The organism is Amycolatopsis sp. NPDC104819 (assembly GCF_055583145.1).
This window is the reverse complement of the sequence record NZ_JBVJON010000002.1, coordinates 663,668-683,684: the sequence shown is the minus strand read 5'-3', so window position 1 is coordinate 683,684 and position 20,017 is coordinate 663,668. Positions and strand designations below refer to the sequence as shown.

The 20,017-nt window shown below is 72.2% G+C and carries 22 protein-coding genes; 11 read left to right on the top strand and 11 right to left on the bottom strand.

What is annotated here, in order from left to right:
- The first annotated feature begins 16 nt into the window (after nt 1–16).
- Complete coding sequence (locus ACZ63E_RS08240) at nt 17–1,648, top strand: thiamine pyrophosphate-dependent enzyme (protein ID WP_465335349.1); 1,632 nt, start codon at nt 17–19, stop codon at nt 1,646–1,648.
- Here ACZ63E_RS08240 and ACZ63E_RS08235 read toward each other — a convergent pair.
- The gene (locus ACZ63E_RS08235) at nt 1,645–3,030 is read right to left on the bottom strand and encodes a pyridoxal phosphate-dependent decarboxylase family protein (protein ID WP_465335348.1); all 1,386 of its coding nucleotides are present in this window, start codon (nt 3,028–3,030) and stop codon (nt 1,645–1,647) included. The two genes, ACZ63E_RS08240 and ACZ63E_RS08235, sit on opposite strands and share 4 nt — an antisense overlap.
- A 296-nt stretch (nt 3,031–3,326) precedes the next feature.
- Between ACZ63E_RS08235 and ACZ63E_RS08230 the strand changes: the two genes are divergently transcribed.
- Together ACZ63E_RS08230 and ACZ63E_RS08225 are read left to right on the top strand one after the other, a co-directional pair.
- Nucleotides 3,327–3,614: a transposase gene (locus ACZ63E_RS08230; protein WP_465335347.1), complete on the top strand. Its 288-nt coding sequence runs from the start codon at nt 3,327–3,329 to the stop codon at nt 3,612–3,614.
- Nucleotides 3,611–4,492, top strand: coding sequence for an IS3 family transposase (locus ACZ63E_RS08225; protein WP_465335346.1), 882 nt, complete (start codon nt 3,611–3,613; stop codon nt 4,490–4,492). Before ACZ63E_RS08230 ends, ACZ63E_RS08225 begins: the two co-directional genes overlap by 4 nt.
- A 218-nt stretch (nt 4,493–4,710) precedes the next feature.
- Here ACZ63E_RS08225 and ACZ63E_RS08220 read toward each other — a convergent pair whose 3' ends face one another.
- Nucleotides 4,711–5,622, bottom strand: coding sequence for a phosphatase PAP2 family protein (locus tag ACZ63E_RS08220; protein ID WP_465335345.1), 912 nt, complete (start codon nt 5,620–5,622; stop codon nt 4,711–4,713).
- A 110-nt stretch (nt 5,623–5,732) separates the two neighbouring features.
- Here ACZ63E_RS08220 and ACZ63E_RS08215 point away from each other — a divergent pair, with 110 nt between their 5' ends.
- The 3 genes from ACZ63E_RS08215 (at nt 5,733) to ACZ63E_RS08205 (ending at nt 8,307) form a co-directional block, all read left to right on the top strand.
- A complete protein-coding gene (locus ACZ63E_RS08215; protein ID WP_465309952.1) occupies nt 5,733–6,422 on the top strand; it encodes a response regulator in 690 nt (229 codons plus the stop codon).
- Between the two features lie 62 nt (nt 6,423–6,484).
- Nucleotides 6,485–7,822 (top strand): ATP-binding protein, encoded by a 1,338-nt coding sequence (locus tag ACZ63E_RS08210; protein WP_465335519.1) that lies wholly within the window; start codon nt 6,485–6,487, stop codon nt 7,820–7,822.
- Complete coding sequence (locus tag ACZ63E_RS08205; protein ID WP_465335344.1) at nt 7,819–8,307, top strand: hypothetical protein; 489 nt, start codon at nt 7,819–7,821, stop codon at nt 8,305–8,307. Before ACZ63E_RS08210 ends, ACZ63E_RS08205 begins: the two co-directional genes overlap by 4 nt.
- Here the strand turns inward: ACZ63E_RS08205 and ACZ63E_RS08200 are convergent.
- Nucleotides 8,295–9,047: a methyltransferase domain-containing protein gene (locus ACZ63E_RS08200; protein ID WP_465335343.1), complete on the bottom strand. Its 753-nt coding sequence runs from the start codon at nt 9,045–9,047 to the stop codon at nt 8,295–8,297. The two genes, ACZ63E_RS08205 and ACZ63E_RS08200, sit on opposite strands and share 13 nt — an antisense overlap.
- A gap of 45 nt (nt 9,048–9,092) precedes the next feature.
- Nucleotides 9,093–9,683, bottom strand: coding sequence for an NADPH-dependent FMN reductase (locus ACZ63E_RS08195; protein WP_465335342.1), 591 nt, complete (start codon nt 9,681–9,683; stop codon nt 9,093–9,095).
- Nucleotides 9,684–9,780: 97 nt separating this feature from the next.
- Here ACZ63E_RS08195 and soxR point away from each other — a divergent pair, with 97 nt between their 5' ends.
- Entirely contained in the window at nt 9,781–10,260 is a 480-nt protein-coding gene (gene soxR, locus ACZ63E_RS08190) for a redox-sensitive transcriptional activator SoxR (RefSeq protein WP_465335341.1), read from the top strand.
- Here the strand turns inward: soxR and ACZ63E_RS08185 are convergent.
- From ACZ63E_RS08185 to ACZ63E_RS08175, 3 genes are all read right to left on the bottom strand, one after another.
- Nucleotides 10,257–10,766 (bottom strand): mycothiol transferase, encoded by a 510-nt coding sequence (locus ACZ63E_RS08185; protein ID WP_465335340.1) that lies wholly within the window; start codon nt 10,764–10,766, stop codon nt 10,257–10,259. The genes soxR and ACZ63E_RS08185 overlap by 4 nt on opposite strands.
- A 74-nt stretch (nt 10,767–10,840) precedes the next feature.
- Entirely contained in the window at nt 10,841–11,425 is a 585-nt protein-coding gene (locus tag ACZ63E_RS08180) for a hypothetical protein (protein ID WP_465335339.1), read from the bottom strand.
- A 2-nt stretch (nt 11,426–11,427) separates the two neighbouring features.
- Nucleotides 11,428–12,129, bottom strand: coding sequence for a hypothetical protein (locus ACZ63E_RS08175; protein WP_465335338.1), 702 nt, complete (start codon nt 12,127–12,129; stop codon nt 11,428–11,430).
- 246 nt (nt 12,130–12,375) lie between these two features.
- Here ACZ63E_RS08175 and ACZ63E_RS08170 point away from each other — a divergent pair, with 246 nt between their 5' ends.
- Both ACZ63E_RS08170 and ACZ63E_RS08165 read left to right on the top strand, forming a co-directional pair.
- Nucleotides 12,376–13,116: an SDR family oxidoreductase gene (locus ACZ63E_RS08170; RefSeq protein ID WP_465335337.1), complete on the top strand. Its 741-nt coding sequence runs from the start codon at nt 12,376–12,378 to the stop codon at nt 13,114–13,116.
- Nucleotides 13,117–13,146: 30 nt separating this feature from the next.
- Nucleotides 13,147–14,034: an SDR family oxidoreductase gene (locus tag ACZ63E_RS08165; protein WP_465335336.1), complete on the top strand. Its 888-nt coding sequence runs from the start codon at nt 13,147–13,149 to the stop codon at nt 14,032–14,034.
- Here ACZ63E_RS08165 and ACZ63E_RS08160 read toward each other — a convergent pair.
- Nucleotides 14,015–14,455, bottom strand: a complete 441-nt coding sequence (locus ACZ63E_RS08160; RefSeq protein WP_465335335.1) for a DUF6314 family protein — start codon at nt 14,453–14,455, stop codon at nt 14,015–14,017. The genes ACZ63E_RS08165 and ACZ63E_RS08160 overlap by 20 nt on opposite strands.
- A gap of 85 nt (nt 14,456–14,540) precedes the next feature.
- On the opposite strand from ACZ63E_RS08160, the gene recQ reads away from it, so the two are divergent.
- The gene (gene recQ, locus ACZ63E_RS08155; RefSeq protein WP_465335334.1) at nt 14,541–16,376 is read left to right on the top strand and encodes a DNA helicase RecQ; all 1,836 of its coding nucleotides are present in this window, start codon (nt 14,541–14,543) and stop codon (nt 16,374–16,376) included.
- 1 nt (nt 16,377) lies between these two features.
- On the opposite strand, the gene ACZ63E_RS08150 is transcribed toward recQ, so the two are convergent.
- Nucleotides 16,378–16,617, bottom strand: coding sequence for an antitoxin (locus tag ACZ63E_RS08150; RefSeq protein ID WP_465309940.1), 240 nt, complete (start codon nt 16,615–16,617; stop codon nt 16,378–16,380).
- Nucleotides 16,618–16,769: 152 nt separating this feature from the next.
- Between ACZ63E_RS08150 and add the strand changes: the two genes are divergently transcribed.
- Nucleotides 16,770–17,735 (top strand): adenosine deaminase, encoded by a 966-nt coding sequence (gene add / locus ACZ63E_RS08145; protein WP_465335333.1) that lies wholly within the window; start codon nt 16,770–16,772, stop codon nt 17,733–17,735.
- Here add and ACZ63E_RS08140 read toward each other — a convergent pair.
- Together ACZ63E_RS08140 and ACZ63E_RS08135 are read right to left on the bottom strand one after the other, a co-directional pair.
- Nucleotides 17,713–19,080 (bottom strand): vWA domain-containing protein, encoded by a 1,368-nt coding sequence (locus ACZ63E_RS08140; protein WP_465335332.1) that lies wholly within the window; start codon nt 19,078–19,080, stop codon nt 17,713–17,715. The genes add and ACZ63E_RS08140 overlap by 23 nt on opposite strands.
- Nucleotides 19,077–19,958 (bottom strand): AAA family ATPase, encoded by an 882-nt coding sequence (locus ACZ63E_RS08135; protein ID WP_465335331.1) that lies wholly within the window; start codon nt 19,956–19,958, stop codon nt 19,077–19,079. Before ACZ63E_RS08135 ends, ACZ63E_RS08140 begins: the two co-directional genes overlap by 4 nt.
- Between the last annotated feature and the right edge of the window lie 59 nt (nt 19,959–20,017).

Here is a 20,017-nt window from a genome sequence, read left to right as displayed (position 1 = left end):
CCAGGAGGCCGTGCCGATGCCGAAGTCCCAGCCCGCTCCCACCGCGGCCGACCTGATCGTCGACGGGCTGCGGGCCCACGGTGTGGACACCGTCTTCGGTCTGCCGGGCGTGCAGACCTACGAGCTGTTCGACAGCCTCGCCCGCACCGACGGCGAGATCCGGGTGATCGGCGCCCGGCACGAGCAGACCGTGGCGTACATGGCCTTCGGGTACGCCCAGGCGACCGGGCGCACCGGCGTCTACAGCGTGGTGCCGGGCCCCGGGGTCCTCAACGCCTCGGCCGCGCTCCTCTCGGCGCACGGGGCGAGCGCGCCCGTCCTGTGCCTGACGAGCGAGATCCCGCGCGCGTACCTCGGCCGTGGGCTCGGGCACCTGCACGAGATGCCCGACCAGCTGGCCACGCTGCGGACGATGACCAAGTGGTCGGCGCTGGTCGAGCACCCCGCCGAGATCCCGAACGCGCTGGCGACCGCGTTCCGGGAGGCCGCGGGCGGGCGGCCGCGGCCGGTTTCGCTGGCCGTGCCGTGGGACGTGCTGGGGCTGCGTGCACCCGCCGAGATGGCCGGCCCGCTGCCGCTCCCCCGCCCGGCCGTCGATCCGGTCGCCGTGGCCGAGGCGGCGGAGCTCCTGGACCGCGCGAAGCACCCGATGATCATGGTGGGTGGCGGCGCCCGGCACGCGGCCGCCGAGGTGCGGGCGCTCGCCGAGCGGCTGCAGGCGCCGGTCGTGCCGTTCCGCGGCGGGCGCGGCATCGTGGGTGACGACCACCCGCTCGGCTTCACCTGCGTCTCCGGGTTCGAGCGGTGGGCCGAGACCGACGTCGTCGTCGGGATCGGGTCGCGGCTGGAGCTGTCCTGGTTCCGGTGGCCGGACAAGCCCGCGGGCCTGAAGACGATCCTGCTCGACATCGACCCGCGGCAGGCGACCCGGCTCGAGGCGGACGTCGCGATCGTCGCCGACGCCGCCGACTCGACGGCCGCGCTCACCGAAGCCGTCGGTCCACAAAGGACGGATCGGACCGCGGAGCTCACTGCGCTGAAGGTCCGCGTGGCCGAGCGTTTCGCCGACGTCGGGCCGGAACTGGAGTACCTGCGGGCGATCCGGGACGTGCTGCCCCGTGACGGCTTCTTCGTCGAGGAGATCTGCCAGGTCGGCTTCGCGTCCTACTTCGGCTTCGAGGTCTACTCCCCGCGCACGTTCGTCACCTGCGGCCACCAGGGCACGCTCGGCTTCGGATACCCGACCGCGCTCGGCGTGCAGGCGGCCCACCCCGGCCGTCCGGTGGTTTCGGTGGCCGGCGACGGCGGCTTCATGTTCGCCGCGCAGGAGCTCGCGACGGCCGTCCAATACGGACTGAACGTGGTGGCGGTCGTGTTCGACAACGGCTACTACGGCAACGTCCACCTCGACCAGGAGCGGCTGTTCGAGGGCCGGGCGCTGGGCGGTCGGCTGCGGAACCCGGACTTCGCCCGGCTGGCCGAGACCTTCGGCGCGCTCGGCCTGACTGCGCGCACCCCGGACGACCTTCGCGGCGCGCTGGAGAAGGCGTTCGCCGCGGGCCGGCCGGCGTTGGTGCACGTGCCGTGCGAGCTGGGCGTCGGCGCGTCGCCGTGGAAGTACCTGATGCCGAAGTCGGACCGCAGCTAACCGGCGGCCACGCGCTCCAGCGCGGCGAACACCCGCTCGACGTCGGCCGGGGTCGTCCGCCAGTTGCTGAAGGCGGCGCGCAACGCGGGGCGGCCGGCGTACACGGTCGGGGTCAGGAACGTCGTCCCGTCTTCGGTGATGGCGCGGACGAGGGCGTCGATCCCGTCCTGGGTGACGTCGGCGGCGGGGCTGAAGCAGACCACGTTGAGCCGCACCGGCGCGAGGAGCCGCCAGTGCGGGGAAGCGTCGATCCGGCTGCCGAGGTCACGAGCCAGCGTGATGCAGCGCTCGACGATCTCGCGGTGCCCGTCCTGGCCGTAGGCCACGAGCGAGAACCAGGCCGGGAGGGCGCGCAGCCGCCGGGAGTTCTCCGGGGTGAGGTGCAGGAAGTCCGGGGTATCGCCGATTTCGCCGAGGTAGGCGGCGTTGTTGCTGAACACCCGCAGCTGCAGGTCGCGGCGCCGGGTGAACTGGTCGGCCGAGTCGTAGGGCACGTTGAGCCACTTGTGCAGATCGACGACCACCGAGTCGGCCGCCACCAGGCCTGCGACCAGCGACGCGTGCTCCGGGGCCAGTGCGGCGAACGCGCCGAACGCGGCGTCGACGTGCAGCCAGAAGTCGTGGTGCCGCTTGAGTTCCGCGATGGCGCGCAGGTCGTCGAAGTCGACGGTGTTCACCGTGCCCGCGTTCGCGACGACGATGGCCGGCCCGTCGAGCGTCTCGAGGACTTCGGCGAGCTTCGCGACGTCGACGGCTTCGCGGTCCGGCAGCACGGGAATCCTCCGCAGCGCGGACCGGCCCATTCCGAGGAACGACAACGCCTTCAGGATGCTCGAATGCGGTGAACCGGACAGGACGGTGACCGGGCCGAGCGCGGCAGCGCCTTCTTCGGAGACTGAGATGCCGTTCCGCTCACCGAGCCATTCACGCGCGATGGCCAGGCCGGTCACCGTGGACATCGTGGCGCCGGTGACAAACGCGCCGGAGAACTCCGGGCCCAGCCCGAACAGCTCGGCCAGCCAGCCGACGGTCTCGCGTTCGAGGTCCTGGGCCGAGGAGTCCAGGCCGCTGGCGGGGTTCTGGTCGTAGGCCGCGGTGAGCCAGTCGCCGGCCAGGGACGCCGGGGTCGCGCCGCCGGTCACGAACCCGAGGTAACGAGGACCCGCGCTGCCCGCGAAGCCGGGCTCCCAACGCCGCGAGAACTCCTCCAGCGCCCCGCGGCCGCCGACACCGTGGAGCGGCAGGGCCGCCGGCGCGATCGCGGCGGGCGAGACGGCGGCCGCCCGGTCCGGCAGCCCGGCGAGCGCCTCGCCGGCGAGTTTCCTTGTGGCGTCGAGGAGATCGGGCAGGGAGTTCAGGTCTTCGGCGAGCCTCGGGTCCATCTCCCCGACGCTAGGCCGGGCACCGCCCGCTGTCGCGGGCCAATCCCCCAAAACTGGCCCGCCTCACCAGCCCCCGACGACCGTGTCGCCCCCCCAATCACGCGTGTCGTCCCTCCAGGCACGCGTGTCGTCCGCCCAAGCACGCGTGTCGTCCCTCCAGGCACGCGTGTCGTCCGCCCAAGCACGCGTGTCGTCCCTTCAATCTCGCGTGATGCCCCTCCAATCACGCGAGTGGGGTTGCCCCCTGGGGCCGGACACCTTGATTCCAGACAGTGGTCTGGAGGGAGGATGTCCTGGTGTCTCGCAGGTCGAAATATCCGGAGCAGTTCCGACGCGACGCGCTCGAGCTGGTCAACTCGAGTGACCGTCCACTACGGCAGATCGCCCGCGAACTCGGGGTCAACCACGAGACCCTGCGCTCGTGGGTGAACACCGCCACACAGGCCGCCGACACCGAGCCGGTGCCGGACCCCGCGGTCACCGATGAAGTCCAGCGGTTGCGGAAGCAGGTCGCTGAGCTGCAGAAAGAGAAGGAGATCCTGCGCAAAGCAGCCGCCTATTTTGCGCGCGAGATGGATCGATGACTTACCGCTACCGGTTCATCTCCGAACACCGCGCCACCTTCGGTGTGAAGCGGTTGTGCCAGGTCCTGGGGCTGCGCCGGCAAGGCTTCCACGAATGGGCCGCCGCCGAAGCCACCCGGACCGCACGAGCGGAGGCCGAGGCCGAACTGGTCATGCTGATCACCAGCATCCACACCGAGCATCGTGGCGCCTACGGAGTCCCGCGGATCACCGCCGAGCTGCACCGCCGCGGCCACACGATCAACCACAAACGGGTCGAGCGGCTGATGCGCGAGCACGGCCTGGCCGGGATCACCCGCCGCAAACGCCGAAACCTGACCCGCCCCGCGGCCGGCCCGGCCGCGCCGGTGGGTGATCTGATCCGCCGTGACTTCACCGCCACCGCCCCAGGGCAACGCATGGTCGGGGATATCACCTGCCTGCCCACCTTCGACGGCTGGCTCTACCTGGCCACCGTCATCGACCTGCACACCCGCGAAATCGTCGGGCACGCCATGGCCGGGCACATGCGCACCGACCTGGTCTGCGACGCCATCGACGTCGCCGCCGCCCGCGGCCTCATCGAGCCGGATGCGGTGTTTCACTCCGACCGCGGGGTCCAGTACACCTCGGGCCGGTTCCGGACCGCGCTCACCGAGCACAAGATCCGGGCGTCGGTGGGGCGGGTCGGGTCCTGCTACGACAACGCCGTCGCTGAAGCGTTCTTCGCGACGTTGAAGACCGAGATCGGCACCACCATCTGGCAGACCCGGGCCCAGGCCCGCCAGGACGTGTTCGGCTATCTGCGCTACTACAACCACCACCGGCTGCACTCCACCATCGGCCAGAACACCCCAGCCGACACCCGCATCAACTACGCTCAAGTCTCTGCTGCCTAACAACCCCGTGTCCGCCTCACCGGGGCAACTCCACGAGATGCCCCCTTAATCACGCGAGATGCCCGCGCAGTCACGCCAGCCGGCGGCCCAAGGACACGAACCGCCCCCCTTCCGGCACGCGGTCCGACCCGCCGGGCACGTGAACCAACCGTCCCGGCACACGAACCGATCCCGCGGGCACGCGAAACCCGCGGGATCGGCCCCACCCGAAGTACCGCTCAACGACGCCGGAGCCGCCGGACCCGTCCCTCGGCCGGGTCGAACGAGACCCGCCTCAGCGGCCCGGTCAGCAACAACACCACCGACAACGCCGACAACGCGGCCAGCACCATCGCGGCGACGAACTGGGCGGCGCCGGACGTCGCCGTGCCGAGGACCGCGAAACCGAACAGCACCACCGCCGGTGGGGCGAGCACGCCGCACAGCACCGGGATGGGCGGGACCCGGTCACCGTCGGGGCGGCGGGCGGACACCACCGCCGCCCCGGCGCAGGTGACCGCGGCGACCAGGAGGCAGCCGCCGACGGTGTCGCTCAACCGGTGCCAGCCCAGGGCCACGGCCGCGGCCGAAACCCAGGCGACGACGACTCCGCCCGCGACCAGCGTCGGCAGGCGGAAACGGCGGGGCACCACGATCGCGAGCGCCACCAGCACGGCCATCGCCGCGCTGACGTGCCCGCTCGGAAAGCTGTTGTGGCTCGCGACGCCGAGCCGGTCTCCGGCGCTCGGCCGGTCCAGCACGTACAGCTTGAGCAGCTGCGCCACCACCAGGGGCGCGGCGAGCAGGAGCAGGGCCGTCACGCCGAGCGCGAACCGGCGCCGCAGCAGGGAGATCACCACGAGCAGCACCGCGACGCCGCCGAGCACGACCACCAGGTCCAGCTCCGCCAGCGGTGTCGCCCAGTTCACCGTGTGGCCGGCGGACTGGGCACTGCGGACGACGCCGTTCTCGACGCCGCGGCCGGCTTCCGTGCGGACGAAGAGCAGGTAGGCCGCGACGAAGGCGAGCGTGAACCCGGCCGCGCTCGCGGCGAGCACCGCCGTGCGGGACACGGCCCGGGTCAAGAGCGCGTGGCGGCCGGTGCCGGTCGAAGGGGCGACGGGTGACGCCTCGAAGAAGATCACTGCCATGTCCCCGAGTCTGGAGACGGCATTTCGGGATCCCGTCAGCACGATGTCATGGTTTTGCTACAAGATCGGCCCGGGTCGCCATGACGTGCGCTTTTCCGAATAATGGCGCCGTGGCCGAGGTACTGGTGGTAGAAGACGACGCGGCGGTGCGGGAAGGACTGCAGCTGGCCCTGCGGCGGCAGGGACATGTGGTGCACACCGCGGAATCCGGTGAGCTCGGCATCGAGGTGCTCGTGCACCACCGGCCCGACATCGTCGTGCTCGACCTGATGCTGCCCGGCATGGACGGCTTCGAGACCTGCCGCCGGATGCGGGCGTCCGGGCCGGTCCCGATCATCATGCTGACCGCGCGCAGTGACGACTTCGACGTCGTGGCCGGGCTCGAAGCGGGCGCCGACGACTACGTGGCCAAGCCCGTCGAACCGCGGGTGCTGGACGCGCGGATCCGGGCCGTGCTGCGCCGGGCGGTCAGCGAGGCGCCGGCCGGGCCGCCGCCGGCCGCGGAACGGCACGGCGACCTGGTGATCGACCGGGCCGGGCTCGAGGTGACCAAGCGCGGCGCGCCGGTGTCGCTGACCCCGACCGAGCTGAAGCTGCTGCTGGAGCTCTCGCGCACGCCCGGCCAGGTGTACAGCCGCCAGCAGATCCTCTCCGCCGTCTGGGACCACGACTACCTCGGCGACTCGCGGCTGGTCGACGCGTGCGTGCAGCGGCTGCGGGCGAAGATCGAGGACGTGCCGGCGAAGCCGGAGCACGTGCAGACCGTCCGCGGGTTCGGCTACCGGTTCGGCCGGTCGTGAAGCGGCTCCGCTTGTGGCTCGCGGGGCTGAGACCCCGCCTGGTCGCCGCCTTCGCGGTGATCATGATCCTCGGCGCCACCACCGCGGCCGGGGCGAGCTACGTCACCGCGCGCACCGCCATCCTGGAAGGCATCCAGGACCAGACGATGCTGAAGCTGCGCGACCAGATCCTCGCCTACCTGCCGACCGTGTCGCTGCCGCCGTCGCAGGCCACGCTCGACGCCTTCGCGACGGCGCTCAAGTCCAGTGACGCGCTCGTCGTCTACCGCGACCTGCACTCGACGTCGGGCATCCCGCCGGAGATCGTGCCCGTCGAGCTGCGCCGGGCCGTGGCGAGGAGCACGAACATCCAGTTCCAGCGGGTCGACGCCCAGGGGTTCCCGATGTTCTTCGTCGGGATCCCGGTCCAGTCGACGAGCGGCACGCCGACCGGGCTCGAGGTCTACGCGGGGGTGCCGCTGACCCAGCAGGCGGCCGCGATCGACGAGCTGGCCCGTCAGGCGTGGGTGTACTCCGCGCTCGCCCTGCCGGTCGCGGTCGCGGTGGCGCTGCTCGCGGCGCGGCAGGTGCTGCGGCCAGTGCGGGCATTGAACACCGCGGCGAACCAGCTCGGCCGGGGCCGGCTCGACGTGCGGTTGCGCGTCACGGGCGCGGACGAGCTGGCGGAGCTCGTCACGACGTTCAACAACACGGCGGCGGAGCTCGAGCGCACGGTCGGCACGCTGCGCGCGATGGAAGCCGACGCGCGGCGGTTCGTCGCCGATGTCTCGCACGAGCTGCGGACGCCGCTGGCGGCGATGAACGCGGTCACCGACGTCCTCGACGAGGACGCCGAGCAGCTGCCGCCGGACACCGCGGTCGCCGCGCGGCTCGTGTCGGCGGAGACGCGGCGGCTGACCCGGCTGGTGCAGGACCTGATCGAGATCTCCCGGTTCGACGCCGGACGCGCCGAGCTGCGCCGGGAGGAGCTGGACGTCGCCGCGGCGGTCACCGACAGCCTCGCCGCCCGCGGCTGGGAACCGCGCGCGGACCTGGTCGCGGACCTGCCGTCCGGGATCGCGGCGCGGCTGGACCGGCGGCGGCTGGACATCGTCGTGGCGAACCTGGTGGGCAACGCGGTGCGCCACGGGGCGCCGCCGGTCGAGGTGGTGCTGCGGCAGGAGCGCTGGGACGTCGTGCTCACCGTCACCGACCACGGGCCGGGCATCCCGGAGGCGGTGCTGCCGCGGGTGTTCGACCGCTTCGCCAAGGCCGACACGGCGCGGGCGCGGTCCGAGGGCAGCGGGCTGGGCCTGTCGATCGCCCGGGAAAACGCGCGGCTGCACGGCGGGGACATCGTCGCGGCCAACACCGGCTCCGGCGCCCGGTTCGAGCTGCGCCTGCCGCGGGACTCGTCGTGAAGCGGCTCTTCGTCCTGATCACGGTGCTGCTGCTGGCCGGCGCGTGCGGGGTCAAGCCGACCGGGGCCGTCCCGGCCGGGCCGGCGCCGACGCTGCGGAACCCGGGCGGCGGCGGTGGCACGGACGTGACCCTCTACTTCGTCATCGACGGGCGGGTCACCCCGGTGACGCGCCGGACCGGCGTCCCGGTCGGTGTCCCCACGGCGCTCTCGATGCTGCTGGACGGGCCGACCTACGAGGAGCAGGCCAACGGGTACGCCACGATGCTGCCGCAGTGGACCGGCCCGATCACCCTGAACCCCGGGCCGCCCGCGGTGATCACCATGGACTTCCCGCTGAAGCAGCTCACGTCGGTCGGGACCAACCAGCTGGTCTGCACCGCGTTCGCGGCGCTGGCCGCCGAAAACCGGTACTCGGTCGACGGCACCATCACCCTCGACGGTTCGGACGGCGGGGAGCCGGGCCTGACCTGTCAGGCGTTCTGAGCCGCCGGCGCCGTGGCCGAGGCGACGAACAGCGGGATCGCGAGGAAGAACCGGCCCGCCGCCACCCGCGCGGCCTGCTCCGCCCGCCACGCCTCGACCTGGGCTTCCGTCGCGACACCGGCCGGGCGAGCCGCGGCGGCGAGACCGTCGAGCAGGGGCAGCAGGGTGCCCTCGGTGTCGACCATCGTCCTGACCTCGACCGCGATCTCCTCGAACCCCGCGTCGACCAGCAGGGCCCGGTACTGGCGCGCCGCGCGGGGACCCGCGACCGTGTCCGCGCGGGCGTGGACGATCGCCCGGGTCAGCGCCGGGCGGTCCGAGTCGAGGACCAGCGTGTCCCAGTCCTGGCCGCAGAGCACCACCCGGCCGCCCGGGGCCAGCACCCGCCGGGCCTCCCCGACCGCGGCCGCCGGGTCGGTGAGCTCGTGCAGCACCTTGTCGGCGCGGTAGCCGCGGAACCCGCCGTCGGCGAACGGAAGCCGGAGCACGTCGGCTTCGACGAACGCGAAGCCGCGGGTGCGGGCCGCCGCCGGCATCCGCGGGTCCCGGTCGGCGCCGATCGCCTGGATCCCGCGGGCACGCAGCTCGGCGACCGCCCGGCCCCCGCCGCAACCGACGTCGAGCACCCGGTCACCCGGCCGGCAGCGCAGCAGCTCGTAGGTCACCTCGCGCACCTCGGTCGCGCCGGGCTGCGCGTCGGCCCGGTCGAGCCGGGCCGGCAGCGGGTGTTCGGGGGCCATGCCCCTATCGTCGGACCTCGGGGCGGCTTGAGGTCAAGGAAAACCTCAGCCCGGGTACGGGCGGACGAGCCGGGCTTCGGCCAGGGCCCGGGCCCACCAGCCGAGCTGGTCGAGCAGCGCCTTCGCCGCGACGGCCGCGCCGTCGTCCTTGGGCACGCCGTCGGACCCGAACCGCGCGTGGGCGCCGTGGAAGCTCACCGTCTCGCGGATCGTGACCGCGTGGAGCTCGGCGAACACCGCCCGCAGGTGCTCGACGGCGCGCAGGCCGCCGGAGATCCCGCCGTAGGAGACGAACGCGACGGGCTTGGCCGTCCATTCGGCGCGGTGCCAGTCGATGGCGTTCTTCAGCGAGGCCGGGTAGCTGTGGTTGTACTCCGGGGTGACGACGACGAACGCGTCCGCGGTCTCGAGCCGCGGGGTCACCTTCGCGACCTCGGCGACGACCTCGGCCGATGGCGCGGCGCCGAACGCGGGCATCACCAGCGGCAGGTCGGGCTCGGCGAGGTCGACGACGTCGACCTCGAACCCGCCGTGCTCGCCCGCGACCCCGGCCAGCCAGTCCGCCACCACCGGGCCGAACCGTCCTTCCCGGACACTTCCCACAATCACCGCGACCCGTACGGGAGCTTCGGACACACTTCCTCCTTGACACAGCGGCATTGTTGCCGTCCGGGCCAGGATGAGACCTCAAGCTCGCTTGAAGTCAAGCACGCGGCTGTGGTTGGCTGGGACCATGGTGAACGCCACAGCCCGGACCCTGCCGGACTTGACGGTCGGCGAGCTCTCCCGCCGCAGCGGGGTGCCCGCGTCGGCCCTGCGGTTCTACGAAGACGAAGGGCTCATCCGCAGCCGCCGCACCGCCGGGAACCAGCGCCGCTACTGCCGCGACGCGCTGCGGCGGGTGACCTTCATCCGGATGTCCCAGCGGGTCGGCATGCCGCTCTCGGCGATCCGGGAGGTGCTCGCCCTGCTGCCGGACGATCGCACGCCGACGCGCGCCGACTGGGCGCGGATCTCGCGGTGCTGGCAGGACGACCTCAACGCGCGGATCCGGCAGATGGAACAGCTGCGTGACCAGCTGGGCGACTGCATCGGCTGCGGCTGCATGTCACTGGCGAAGTGCCGGCTCGCCAACCCGGGCGACCGGCTCGGGGCCGACGGCCCGGGTCCGCAGCGGCTCGCGGATCACCGCGGAGAAGGCTACGAGGACTAGCGGCGCTCCAGCAGGCCGCGGATGAACATCGCCTGCCCGGCGTGCTGGATGTCGTCGTCGAGGACGCTGACCAGCCGCACACCCAAGGTGACCGGCGGGTCCCAGGCCTCGTCGACGACCCGGTCGAGCTTCGCGTCGTCGAGCCCTTCGAGGAACTTCACGGTCTGGTCGTGGACGGCGTCGTAGTAGCCGGTGAGCAGGCCGGGGTCGCTCACCCGCACTGCCTCGACGTCCGCCGGGCGATGGCCGTAGCCGGTGTCCCCGGCCGGGAACGGCAGGCCGAACCGCGAAAGCCAGTCCTGGCCGGTCCACACCTGCTCGGTCCCGGCCACGTCGGCGACGTGGTCGTCCTGGACACGGGTCAGGTGCCACACCAGCCAGGCGATCGAGTTGGCCTCGTCGGCCGGCCGGGTCCGGAGCTGCTCGGCGGAGAGTCCTTCCACCGCCGCGTGCACGTTCTCCCGGACCCGGCCGAAGCCGTCGACGAGCAGTTCGGCCACGTTCATCCCGCTTGCCTCTCGTTGCTGATCCCGTTCACCGGCGTGCTACCCGATCATGCCCGCCGGCAAACGGTTCCCCGCTAGCGCGGCAGCAGCTGGTCGAAGAACGAGCGGTAACGCCGCAGCGCGACACGCAGGTCCTCGGTGGCCGGCTCACCGTGCCGCCACTGGCCTTCCAGCTCGCTCTTGTGCTCGGCGAACGTGGTGGCCAGCGCGCTGATCACGGCCGCGACCAGCTCGTCGGCCTCGCGGACGGCCTGCTGCGGGTCGTCGACGAACCCGGTCTGGACGTTCTGCCAGCGGTCGCGGAAGCCGGTGACCTTCTCCGAGTCGATCAACGGCGGCACTTCGTCGCCGGCGTCCGATCCGTGGCGGCCGGCGCCCGGTCGCGCGTCGGCGACCGTGTCCGTGGTGGTGCCGGTGGTGGTGTCCGAAGCCGTGTCCGCCGGGGCTTCCGGCTGGGCCGACGCCGACGCCAGGTCGGCGGTGCTCAGGTTCTGCCCGGCGCCGCGGGCGGAGTCGGCCCCCGAGTCGTGGAAGCCGTCCTGCTCCTGGCCGGGGACGTCGGTGCCGTCGTCGCGGAGGTCGGCCGGCTCACGGACGTCGTCGCGGCCGGTGAGGTCGTCGTCGTGTTCGGCGCTGTGCCTGGTGAGGTGGTCGGTCATGGTCAGCGTCCTCCGTTCCACTCGGTCCGCGGCTGTGCGGACGCCTGTCGCTCGGGCTGGTCGGTGTCGGTGTCGGTGTCACGGCGGTCGGCACGGTCGCGAGCGCTGTGGTCGTGCCCGTTCCGGCGCTCGTGGTGGTCGTGCCCGTGGTCGTGCCGGTCGTCGTGGTGCTCGTCGTCGCCGTCGGTCAGCAGGTCCTCGAAGACCGTGCGGTAGCGGACCATCGCGTCGCGGAGGTCCTCAGTGGACGCTCCGTCGCGCTTCTGCTGCGTGCTGTGCGCGGCGCGGTAGTCCTCCAGAGTCTTGGCGTGGCGCACCGAAAGGTCCTGCACCTGCTGCTCGTACCCCTCGGTCGGGTAACCGCGTTCGGCCATCAGCGCGACGAGGACCTGGTCGGCCTCCGCGACCGCCATGGCCGGCTGGTCGACGAACTTTTCCTGCACCTGGGCCCACTTCTGGGTGTAGCGCTCACGCGCCGACGCCGAGAGCGGCCGGATGTCGAGCTCCTTGTGCCGGCGTTCGCGCTCGGCAAGTTCCCGTTGCGCCGCACGCGGGTTGTCGCTCTCCTTGACCGCCCGGTCGTACTCCGGGCCGAAGCGCTGCTGTAGTCGTTTTCGCTGCATCTCTTGCGTCACAAGCCAAATCACGGCGCCGAGAACCGCGATGGCCACGACGACGATCACCACGATCAGCCAGGTGGGCATTGCACAAAACTCCTTTGCGGATGTCGCCCCCGATGGGTTCGGTGTGCCCGGAACCCGGGGCCCGAAACGCCGTTTGCCCGCGATTCGGCCGACCGGCGGCGCGGATACGGCCGGATGCCGTGCCGCCCAGCGGTGTAACGACGATAACAATCGAGGACTAGCGCCGTTAACGCCCGAGTGCTATCGTCGATAACAGAACGACGGAAGCGGTGCTACCAGCGCCGCCGGAGGAGAAGAGAGGACCCGATGAGCACCACCGAGACCCGCGTCGCGATCGTCACCGGCGGCTCCCGCGGCATCGGCCGCCAGGTCGCCGAGCGCCTGGCCGCCGACGGCATGGCGGTCGTCGTCAACTACGCCGGCAACAAGAAGGAGGCCCAGGCCGCCGTCGACGCCATCACCGAGCGGGGCGGGCAGGCGATCGCCGTCCGCGCCGACGTGGCCGACCCGGCCGCGGTCGCGGAGCTGTTCGACACCGCGGAGCGCACCTACGGCGGCGTCGACGTCGTCGCCCACCTGGCCGGGATCATGACCGCGCCGACCCCGATCGCGGACACGGACTTCGACGTCCTCGACCGGGTGCACCGCACCAACATCCGCGGCACGTTCGCCGTGGCCCAGCAGGCCGCGAAGCGGGTGCGCGACGGCGGCGCGGTGATCACCACCTCGACGTCGGTGCTCGGGCTGAACCTGCCCGGTTACGGCATCTACAACGCCACCAAGGGCGCGGTCGAGGCGATCACCATGATCCTGGCGCGCGAGCTGCGCGGCCGCGACATCACCGTGAACACCGTCGCCCCCGGGCCGACCGCGACCGCGCTGTTCCTCGACGGCAAGGACGAAGAAACGATCGACCGGATGGCCAAGCAGCCGCCGCTCGAGCGGCTCGGCCGGCCCGAGGACATCGCCGAGGTCGTCGCGTTCCTCGCCGGGCCCGCACGCTGGGTCAACGGCCAGGTGCTGCGCGCCAACGGCGGAATCGTCTGAGTAACCCCACCTACCGCAAAGGACAGAGTCATGATCATCGTCGTCACCGGCGCCTCCAGCGGGATCGGCGCCCTCTCCGCCCGGGCGCTGGCCCGCAACGGCCACACCGTCTACGCCGGGATGCGCGCCACCACCGGCCGCAACGCCCCGCAGGTCGAGGCCGCCGCCGCGTACGCCCGTGAGCACGGCGTGGACCTGCGCTCGGTCGAGCTGGACGTCTCCAGCCAGGACTCCGCCGACGCCGCGATCGCCGCGATCGTCGCCGAGCACGGGCGGTTGGACACCGTGGTGCACAACGCCGGGCACATGGTGCTCGGCCCGGCCGAGGCCTTCACCCCCGACCAGCTGGCCCAGCTCTACGACACGAACGTGATCGGCGCCCAGCGGGTCAACCGCGCCGCCCTGCCGCACCTGCGGGCCCGGCGCGACGGGCTGCTGGTGTGGGTGTCGAGCAGCAGCGTCCGCGGCGGCACCCCGCCGTACCTCGCGCCGTACTTCGCGGCGAAGGCGGCGATGGACAGCCTCGCGGTGTCGTACGCGGCGGAGGTGGCCCGGTTCGGGATCGATACCGCCATCATCGTGCCGGGCGCGTTCACCTCGGGCACCAACCACTTCCCGAACTCGGGACGGCCGGCCGACGAGGCCGTCGCGAACGCCTACGAAGAGCGCTACGCGGGCCTGAGCGACCACGTCGCGGCGAAGCTGGCCGAGATCACGCCGGCGGACGCGGACGTCGCGCAGGTAGCCGAGGAGCTCGCGAACGTCGTCGAGCTGCCGAAGGGGAAGCGGCCGTTCCGGACGCACATCGACCCGTCCGACGACGGCGGCTGGCTGGTCGCGGAGGTCGGCGACCGGATCCGCAGCGAGTTCCTGCGCCGGATCGACCTGGCCGACCTGCTCAGCCCGTCGGCCGGCTGAACCGGGTGACGATCACGTGGTCCTTGGCCGGGCCGCGGACCGCCCACTCCTGCTGCCAGCGGCGCGCGTCGAGTACGCGGTAGCTGCCGCGGTAGAGGTCGTCGCGGCAGGGGTGGTCGGTCCGCCAGTGCCCGGTGCGCAGGTCGAGCGCGTGGAAGAAGCCGCCGTGGTCGAAGTGCACGTCGGCCCGGCCGGCCGCGGTGGGCCGGTAGTGCAGCGTGCGCGTCACCGGGCCGCGGTACGTGCCGAGGCGCATCTCGCCGGTTTCGCGGTAGACGAGGACGCCGTCCTCCTCCGTGAAGGCGGCGGTGCCGCTCACCTCGCCCGCCGGATCCCCCGCGGCGGTGAGGATTTCGCGGTCGAGCCGCCACTCGCCGGTGAAATGCGCGGCCAGGTCGGGAACCGGGAAGTACTCGTCCATCACGACCAGTGTGGCACCGGCGGACGGGCGGCGCGCCGGAGAGGGCGGCCGGAAGTTGTCGGACCCCCGCTCTAGACTCGGCCGCGTGGCAGAGACCGAGTTCGCGACCGTGTCCGACGCGCTGGAGACCCTCCGGCGCGTGTTCGGCTACGACGCCTTCCGCGGCGACCAGGCGGCGATCGTCGAGCACGTGATCGGCGGCGGTGACGCGCTCGTGCTGATGCCCACCGGCGGCGGGAAGTCGTTGTGCTACCAGATTCCCGCGCTGGTGCGGCCGGGTGTCGGGGTGGTGGTGTCCCCGCTGATCGCGTTGATGCAGGACCAGGTCGACGCCCTGCGCAACGCCGGGGTCCGCGCCGGGTTCCTCAACTCCACGCAGGACTACGCGGCCCGCCAGGAGGTCGAAACGGCGTTCCTCGCCGGCGAGCTCGACCTGCTCTACCTGGCGCCGGAACGGCTTTCGGTCGAATCCACCGTGCGGCTGCTCGACCGCGGCAAGATTTCGCTCTTCGCGATCGACGAGGCGCACTGCGTCGCCCAGTGGGGCCACGACTTCCGGCCCGACTACCTCCAGCTCTCCGCGCTGCACGAGCGCTGGCCGGACGTGCCGCGGATCGCGCTGACGGCGACGGCCACCGAGGCCACGCACAAGGAGATCTCGGCCCGGCTGAACCTGGACGAGGCGCGTCACTTCGTCGCGAGCTTCGACCGGCCGAACATCCAGTACCGGATCGTCGGCAAGAACTCGCCGCAGCGGCAGCTGCTGGAGCTGCTGCAGACCGAGCACAAGGGGGACGCGGGGATCGTCTACTGCCTGTCCCGGAACTCGGTCGAGAAGACCGCGGAGTTCCTGGTGCAGAACGGAATTCCCGCTGTGCCCTACCACGCGGGGCTCGACGCGCGCATCCGCGCGAAGCACCAGTCGCGGTTCCTGCGCGAGGACGGGCTGATCGTGGTCGCGACGATCGCGTTCGGCATGGGCATCGACAAACCGGACGTCCGGTTCGTGGCGCACCTCGACCTGCCGAAGTCGGTCGAGGGGTACTACCAGGAGACCGGCCGGGCGGGGCGTGACGGGCTGCCCTCGACCGCGTGGCTCGCGTACGGCCTGCAGGACGTCGTGCAGCAGCGGAAGATGATCGACACGTCCGAAGGGGACGACGCGCACCGGCGCCGGCTGGGCGCGCACCTGAACGCGATGCTCGCGCTGTGCGAGACGGTCGAGTGCCGGCGGGTGCAGATCCTCAACTACTTCGGGCAGGCGGCCGAGCCGTGCGGCAACTGCGACACGTGCCTGAACCCGCCGGAGAAGTGGGACGGCACGATCCCGGCGCAGAAGCTGCTCTCCACGATCGTGCGGCTGCGCAACGAGCGGCGGCAGAAGTTCGGCGCCGGCCAGGTGATCGACATCCTGCTCGGCAAGTCGACCCCGAAGGTCACGCAGTTCCAGCACGACACACTCAAGACGTTCGGCATCGGCACCGAGCTGCGCGAGCCGGAGTGGCGCGCGGTGGTGCGGCAGCTGCTCGCCCAAGGCTGGCTCGCGGTCGAGGGTGACTACGGCTCGCTGGTGCTCACCGAGGCGAGCGCCGAGGTGCTGGGCGGCGAGCGCCAGGTGATGCTGCGCCGCGAGCCCGAGCGCGCGGCCGCCGCGAAGGTCCGCGGCACGCGTAAGGCCGCCCCCGCGGTCGACATGCCCGCGGAGGCGGCCCCGCTGTTCGAACGCCTGCGTGCCTGGCGGGCCGGGGTCGCGAAGGAGCAGGGCGTGCCCGCGTACGTCGTCTTCCACGACGCGACCCTGCGTCAGATCGCGACCCAGCGGCCGGCTTCCCTGGCCGACCTGGGCACGGTCAGCGGGGTCGGCGAGAACAAGCTGGCCAAGTACGGCGAGGGTGTCCTCGAAGCCCTGTCGGCCGAGTGACCTACGGGGTGGCCGGTCCCGGCCGCCCGGCCGGCCCCGGCTGCCCGTCCGGGCCGGTCACGGAGTTGACCTTGCGGACCGCGCCCGCGATGTGCTCGTGGTACTTGCCCTTGGTCTTGTCGTCGACGAACTTGGCCGCCTTGCCGACGTACTGGTTCACCTTTTCGGGGTTCTTCTTGGCGTAGGCGCGGGCGGCGCCGGCGGCTCCGGCCAGCACGGTGAGCTTGCGCAAGAAAGCCACGGTGGTCCTCCCTCTTCGGTTACGGTCATCCTGACAACGCGGACGAACCCCCCAGAGGTTCCCCGTGTGACCCAGCCCAAACCCGGCCGCGGTGGCGGCGGAGGCGGAAAATCGCGCGCGGATCCCCGCCGGAGGACCCTAGGCTCGTGATCATGCGCGACCTGGCCACCCTGCCGAAGGCCCACCTGCACGTCCACCTGGAGAGCACGATCCGGCCGGGCACGCTCCGTGAGCTCGGCGCGGCGAACGGCGTCGACGTCCCGGACGAGCCGCCGGTGTTCGACGGCTTTCGCGCCTTCGCCGACTACAACACGCTCGTCCGGGCTTGTCTCCGGCAGCCCGAGGACTTCGAGCGGATCGCCCGCGAGTACTGCGAAGACGAAGCCGCCCAGGGCACGCGCTACGCCGAAGTCACCTTCACCGCGGCGTCGCACGGGGAACGGCTCGGTGACCCGGAAATGCCGCTGGCGTCCGTCCTCAAAGGACTGTCCGGGCTCGAAACCCGGCTCGTGCTCGACCACTCGCGACGCCGTTCGGTCGAACGAGCCGAGCGCACCCTCGAACTCGCGCTGAAGTACGACGAAGTCTTCGCGATCGGCATGGCCGGTGAAGAAAACCACTCGCTGCGACCGTTCGCCACGATCTTCGAGAAGGCCCACGCCGCCGGGCTCCACCTCCTGCACCACACCGGCGAAGACGCGGGACCGGACAGCATCCGCGAAGCCCTCGACGTCGGCCGAACCGAACGCCTCGGCCACGGAATCCGGGTGCTCGAAGACCCCGCACTGGTCGCCGAGGTCCGCGAGCGCGGCCTGGCGCTGGAGGTCTGCCCGTCCTCGAACGTGACGTTGGGGCTGGTGCCGTCCCTGCCCGAGCACCCGCTCCCCCGGCTGCTCGACGCCGGGCTGGCGGTCACGCTCAACACCGACGTCCCGTCGGTCACCGGCGCGCCGCTGGCCGCCGAATACGCCCGCATCCGGGACGCCTTCGGCTACGACGACACCGTGATGGCGGACTTCGCGCGGGCGAGCGTCAGGGCGTCCTTCGCTTCCGAAGCGACCAAGAAGGCGATGCTGCGGGACATCGACGCGTGGCTCACACCGGCAGCAGCCGGGTGACCAGGGTGGACAGCTGCTGCACCGTGCGGCACTCGTGCATCTCCACGACGTCGGCGTACTCCAGGGCCGCCGAGTCGCCAGTGGACCACAACGAGCGCCGTTCCGGGTTGAGCCAGTAGACGTGCCGGGCGCGGGCCTTGATCTCGCGGACCGCGTCGAGGTTGGGGTCACCGCCGTTGGTGCGGGCGTCGCCGAGGATCAGCACCGACGTGCGCGGGCCGACCGCGTCGAGCCAGTTCGCCGTGAACTGGCGGAGTGAGCCGCCGTAGTCGCTGTGGCCGTCCCAGCGCACCAGCGCGGCTTCGGACAGCATGCGCGCGCCCAGGTGTTCGGGGTCCGCGACACCGGTGGTGACCAGGTGAGTGACCTCGTCGGCGCTGTCGACGAAGGCGAACACGCGGATCTTGCTGAACTGGTCGCGCAGCGCCTGCACCAGCAGCATGGTGAAGTTCGCGAACCCGGCCACCGACCCGGAAAGATCGCACAGCAGCACGATTTCCGGCCGGCCGGGCCGCCGGTGGCGGTAGGCCGGGCGCAGCGGCACCCCGCCCGTCGACAGTGATCGCCGCAGCGTGCGGCGCAGGTCGATCTGGCCGCGGGTGGTGCGCTTGCGGCGGGCGGCGAGGCGCGTCGCGAGCTTGCGGGACAGCGGCTGGATCGTCCGCCGCAGCTCGGCGAGCTGGGCGCGGCTGGCGATGAGGAAGTCGACGCGGTCCGGCGCGGGCGCGATGGCGTGCTTGGCGACGCGCTCGCGGCCGCGGACTTCGGCGGCCCGCCGGCGCGCTTCGGTGCGGACGCGACCGCGGAAGCCTTCGACCCGGCGGCGGATCTCATCGCGGTCGAGCCGGTCGGTGAACTCGCCGCGCGCGCCGCCGCCGCGGACCGCGGCCAGCACGCGGGCGATGAGCGTCTGCGGCTGGAGCCGCTCGAGGGTCTGGTGGGCCGAGAAGCCACCTCCGGGGCCGGACGCCGAGCCGTACTGGCCGAGCATCTCGACGGCGAGCCCGGCCAGCTGGTCCAGCGCCTGCTGGTCACCGTCGGTGAGAGCGGCGGCGAGCTCTTCACGCAGCTCTTCGAGCGTGGCCGGCGGGTCTTCGCGGGCGCGTTCCGGCGCGCCGACCCCTGCCGGGAAGTACAGGTCGAACGCGGCGTCGAACACCGCGCGCTGCCCGCCCCGGCGGACCAAGGCGGCGGCCAGGCCCTCGCGGACCAGCGCCCGGTCGTCGAAGCCGAGGACCTCCAGCGCGGCCGCGGCGTCGACCGTCTCGGCGGGCCCGGCCGGGATGCCCTGGGCCCGCAGTGCCTTGACGAACGACGCGAGCCGCTCCGGCACACCGCCGGTCACGACGCGTCCAGGACCTGTTCGAGCTTCAGGCCGGCGCCGGCCTTGGTGATGTCGTCCTGGTGCTTGAGCACCACGCCGAGGCTCTCCCGCACGACCCGGTCGTCCAGGGTGGTCGCGCCGAGCGCGAGCAGCGTGCGCGCCCAGTCGATGGTCTCGGCGACCGACGGCAGCTTCCGCAGGTCCATCGCGCGCAGGGCGGAGATCACCCGGACGACTGAATCCGCGAGCGCGTCGTTGATGCCCGGGACCTTGAGCCGGACGATGTCGCGTTCGAGCTCTTCGTCCGGGAAGTCGATGTGCAGGAACAGGCACCGGCGGCGCAGCGCTTCGGACAGCTCGCGCGTCGCGTTGGACGTCAGCACGGCGAACGGCGCGCGGGTCGCGGTGATGGTGCCCAGCTCCGGCACGGTCACCTGGAAGTCGCCGAGCACCTCCAGCAGCAGGCCCTCGACCTCCATGTCGGCCTTGTCGGTCTCGTCGATGAGCAGCACGGTCGGCTCGTCCGAGGAGATCGCGGTGAGCAGCGGGCGGCGCAGCAGGAACTCCTCGCCGAAGATGTCGGTGCGGGCCTGCTCCCACGTCTCGTCGCGGCCGGCGGTGATCCGCAGCAGCTGCTTCGCGTGGTTCCACTCGTAGAGCGCGCGGGCCTCGTCGATGCCCTCGTAACACTGCAGGCGCACCAGCCGCGAGCCGCTGACCTGGGCGACGGCCTTGGCGAGCTCGGTCTTGCCGACGCCGGCGGGGCCTTCGACGAGCAGCGGCTTGCCGAGGCGGTCGGCGAGGAACACCGTGGTCGCCACGGCCGTGGACGCCAGGTAGCCGGCCTCGGCCAGTTTCGCCGACACGTCGTCGACGGAGGTGAAGAATCCGGTGCCCACCAGTGGCCTCCTAAGCGGTCGCTCACCCCGGACTGTACCGGACCGCCGAGTGCCGCCGA

Bases quoted from the DNA above. Each gene is read 5' to 3' on its own strand.
- ACZ63E_RS08170 (WP_465335337.1), top strand. From the start codon at position 12,376: ATGAGCACCACCGAGACCCGCGTCGCGATCGTCACCGGCGGCTCCCGC.
- ACZ63E_RS08225 (WP_465335346.1), top strand. From the start codon at position 3,611: ATGACTTACCGCTACCGGTTCATCTCCGAACACCGCGCCACCTTCGGT.
- ACZ63E_RS08175 (WP_465335338.1), bottom strand. From the start codon at position 12,129: ATGCCCACCTGGCTGATCGTGGTGATCGTCGTCGTGGCCATCGCGGTT.
- ACZ63E_RS08210 (WP_465335519.1), top strand. From the start codon at position 6,485: ATGATCCTCGGCGCCACCACCGCGGCCGGGGCGAGCTACGTCACCGCG.
- ACZ63E_RS08165 (WP_465335336.1), top strand. From the start codon at position 13,147: ATGATCATCGTCGTCACCGGCGCCTCCAGCGGGATCGGCGCCCTCTCC.
- ACZ63E_RS08180 (WP_465335339.1), bottom strand. From the start codon at position 11,425: ATGACCGACCACCTCACCAGGCACAGCGCCGAACACGACGACGACCTC.
- ACZ63E_RS08185 (WP_465335340.1), bottom strand. From the start codon at position 10,766: ATGAACGTGGCCGAACTGCTCGTCGACGGCTTCGGCCGGGTCCGGGAG.
- ACZ63E_RS08220 (WP_465335345.1), bottom strand. From the start codon at position 5,622: ATGGCAGTGATCTTCTTCGAGGCGTCACCCGTCGCCCCTTCGACCGGC.
- add (WP_465335333.1), top strand. From the start codon at position 16,770: ATGCGCGACCTGGCCACCCTGCCGAAGGCCCACCTGCACGTCCACCTG.
- ACZ63E_RS08240 (WP_465335349.1), top strand. From the start codon at position 17: ATGCCGAAGTCCCAGCCCGCTCCCACCGCGGCCGACCTGATCGTCGAC.
- soxR (WP_465335341.1), top strand. From the start codon at position 9,781: ATGGTGAACGCCACAGCCCGGACCCTGCCGGACTTGACGGTCGGCGAG.
- ACZ63E_RS08160 (WP_465335335.1), bottom strand. From the start codon at position 14,455: ATGGACGAGTACTTCCCGGTTCCCGACCTGGCCGCGCATTTCACCGGC.
- ACZ63E_RS08235 (WP_465335348.1), bottom strand. From the start codon at position 3,030: ATGGACCCGAGGCTCGCCGAAGACCTGAACTCCCTGCCCGATCTCCTC.
- ACZ63E_RS08200 (WP_465335343.1), bottom strand. From the start codon at position 9,047: ATGGCCCCCGAACACCCGCTGCCGGCCCGGCTCGACCGGGCCGACGCG.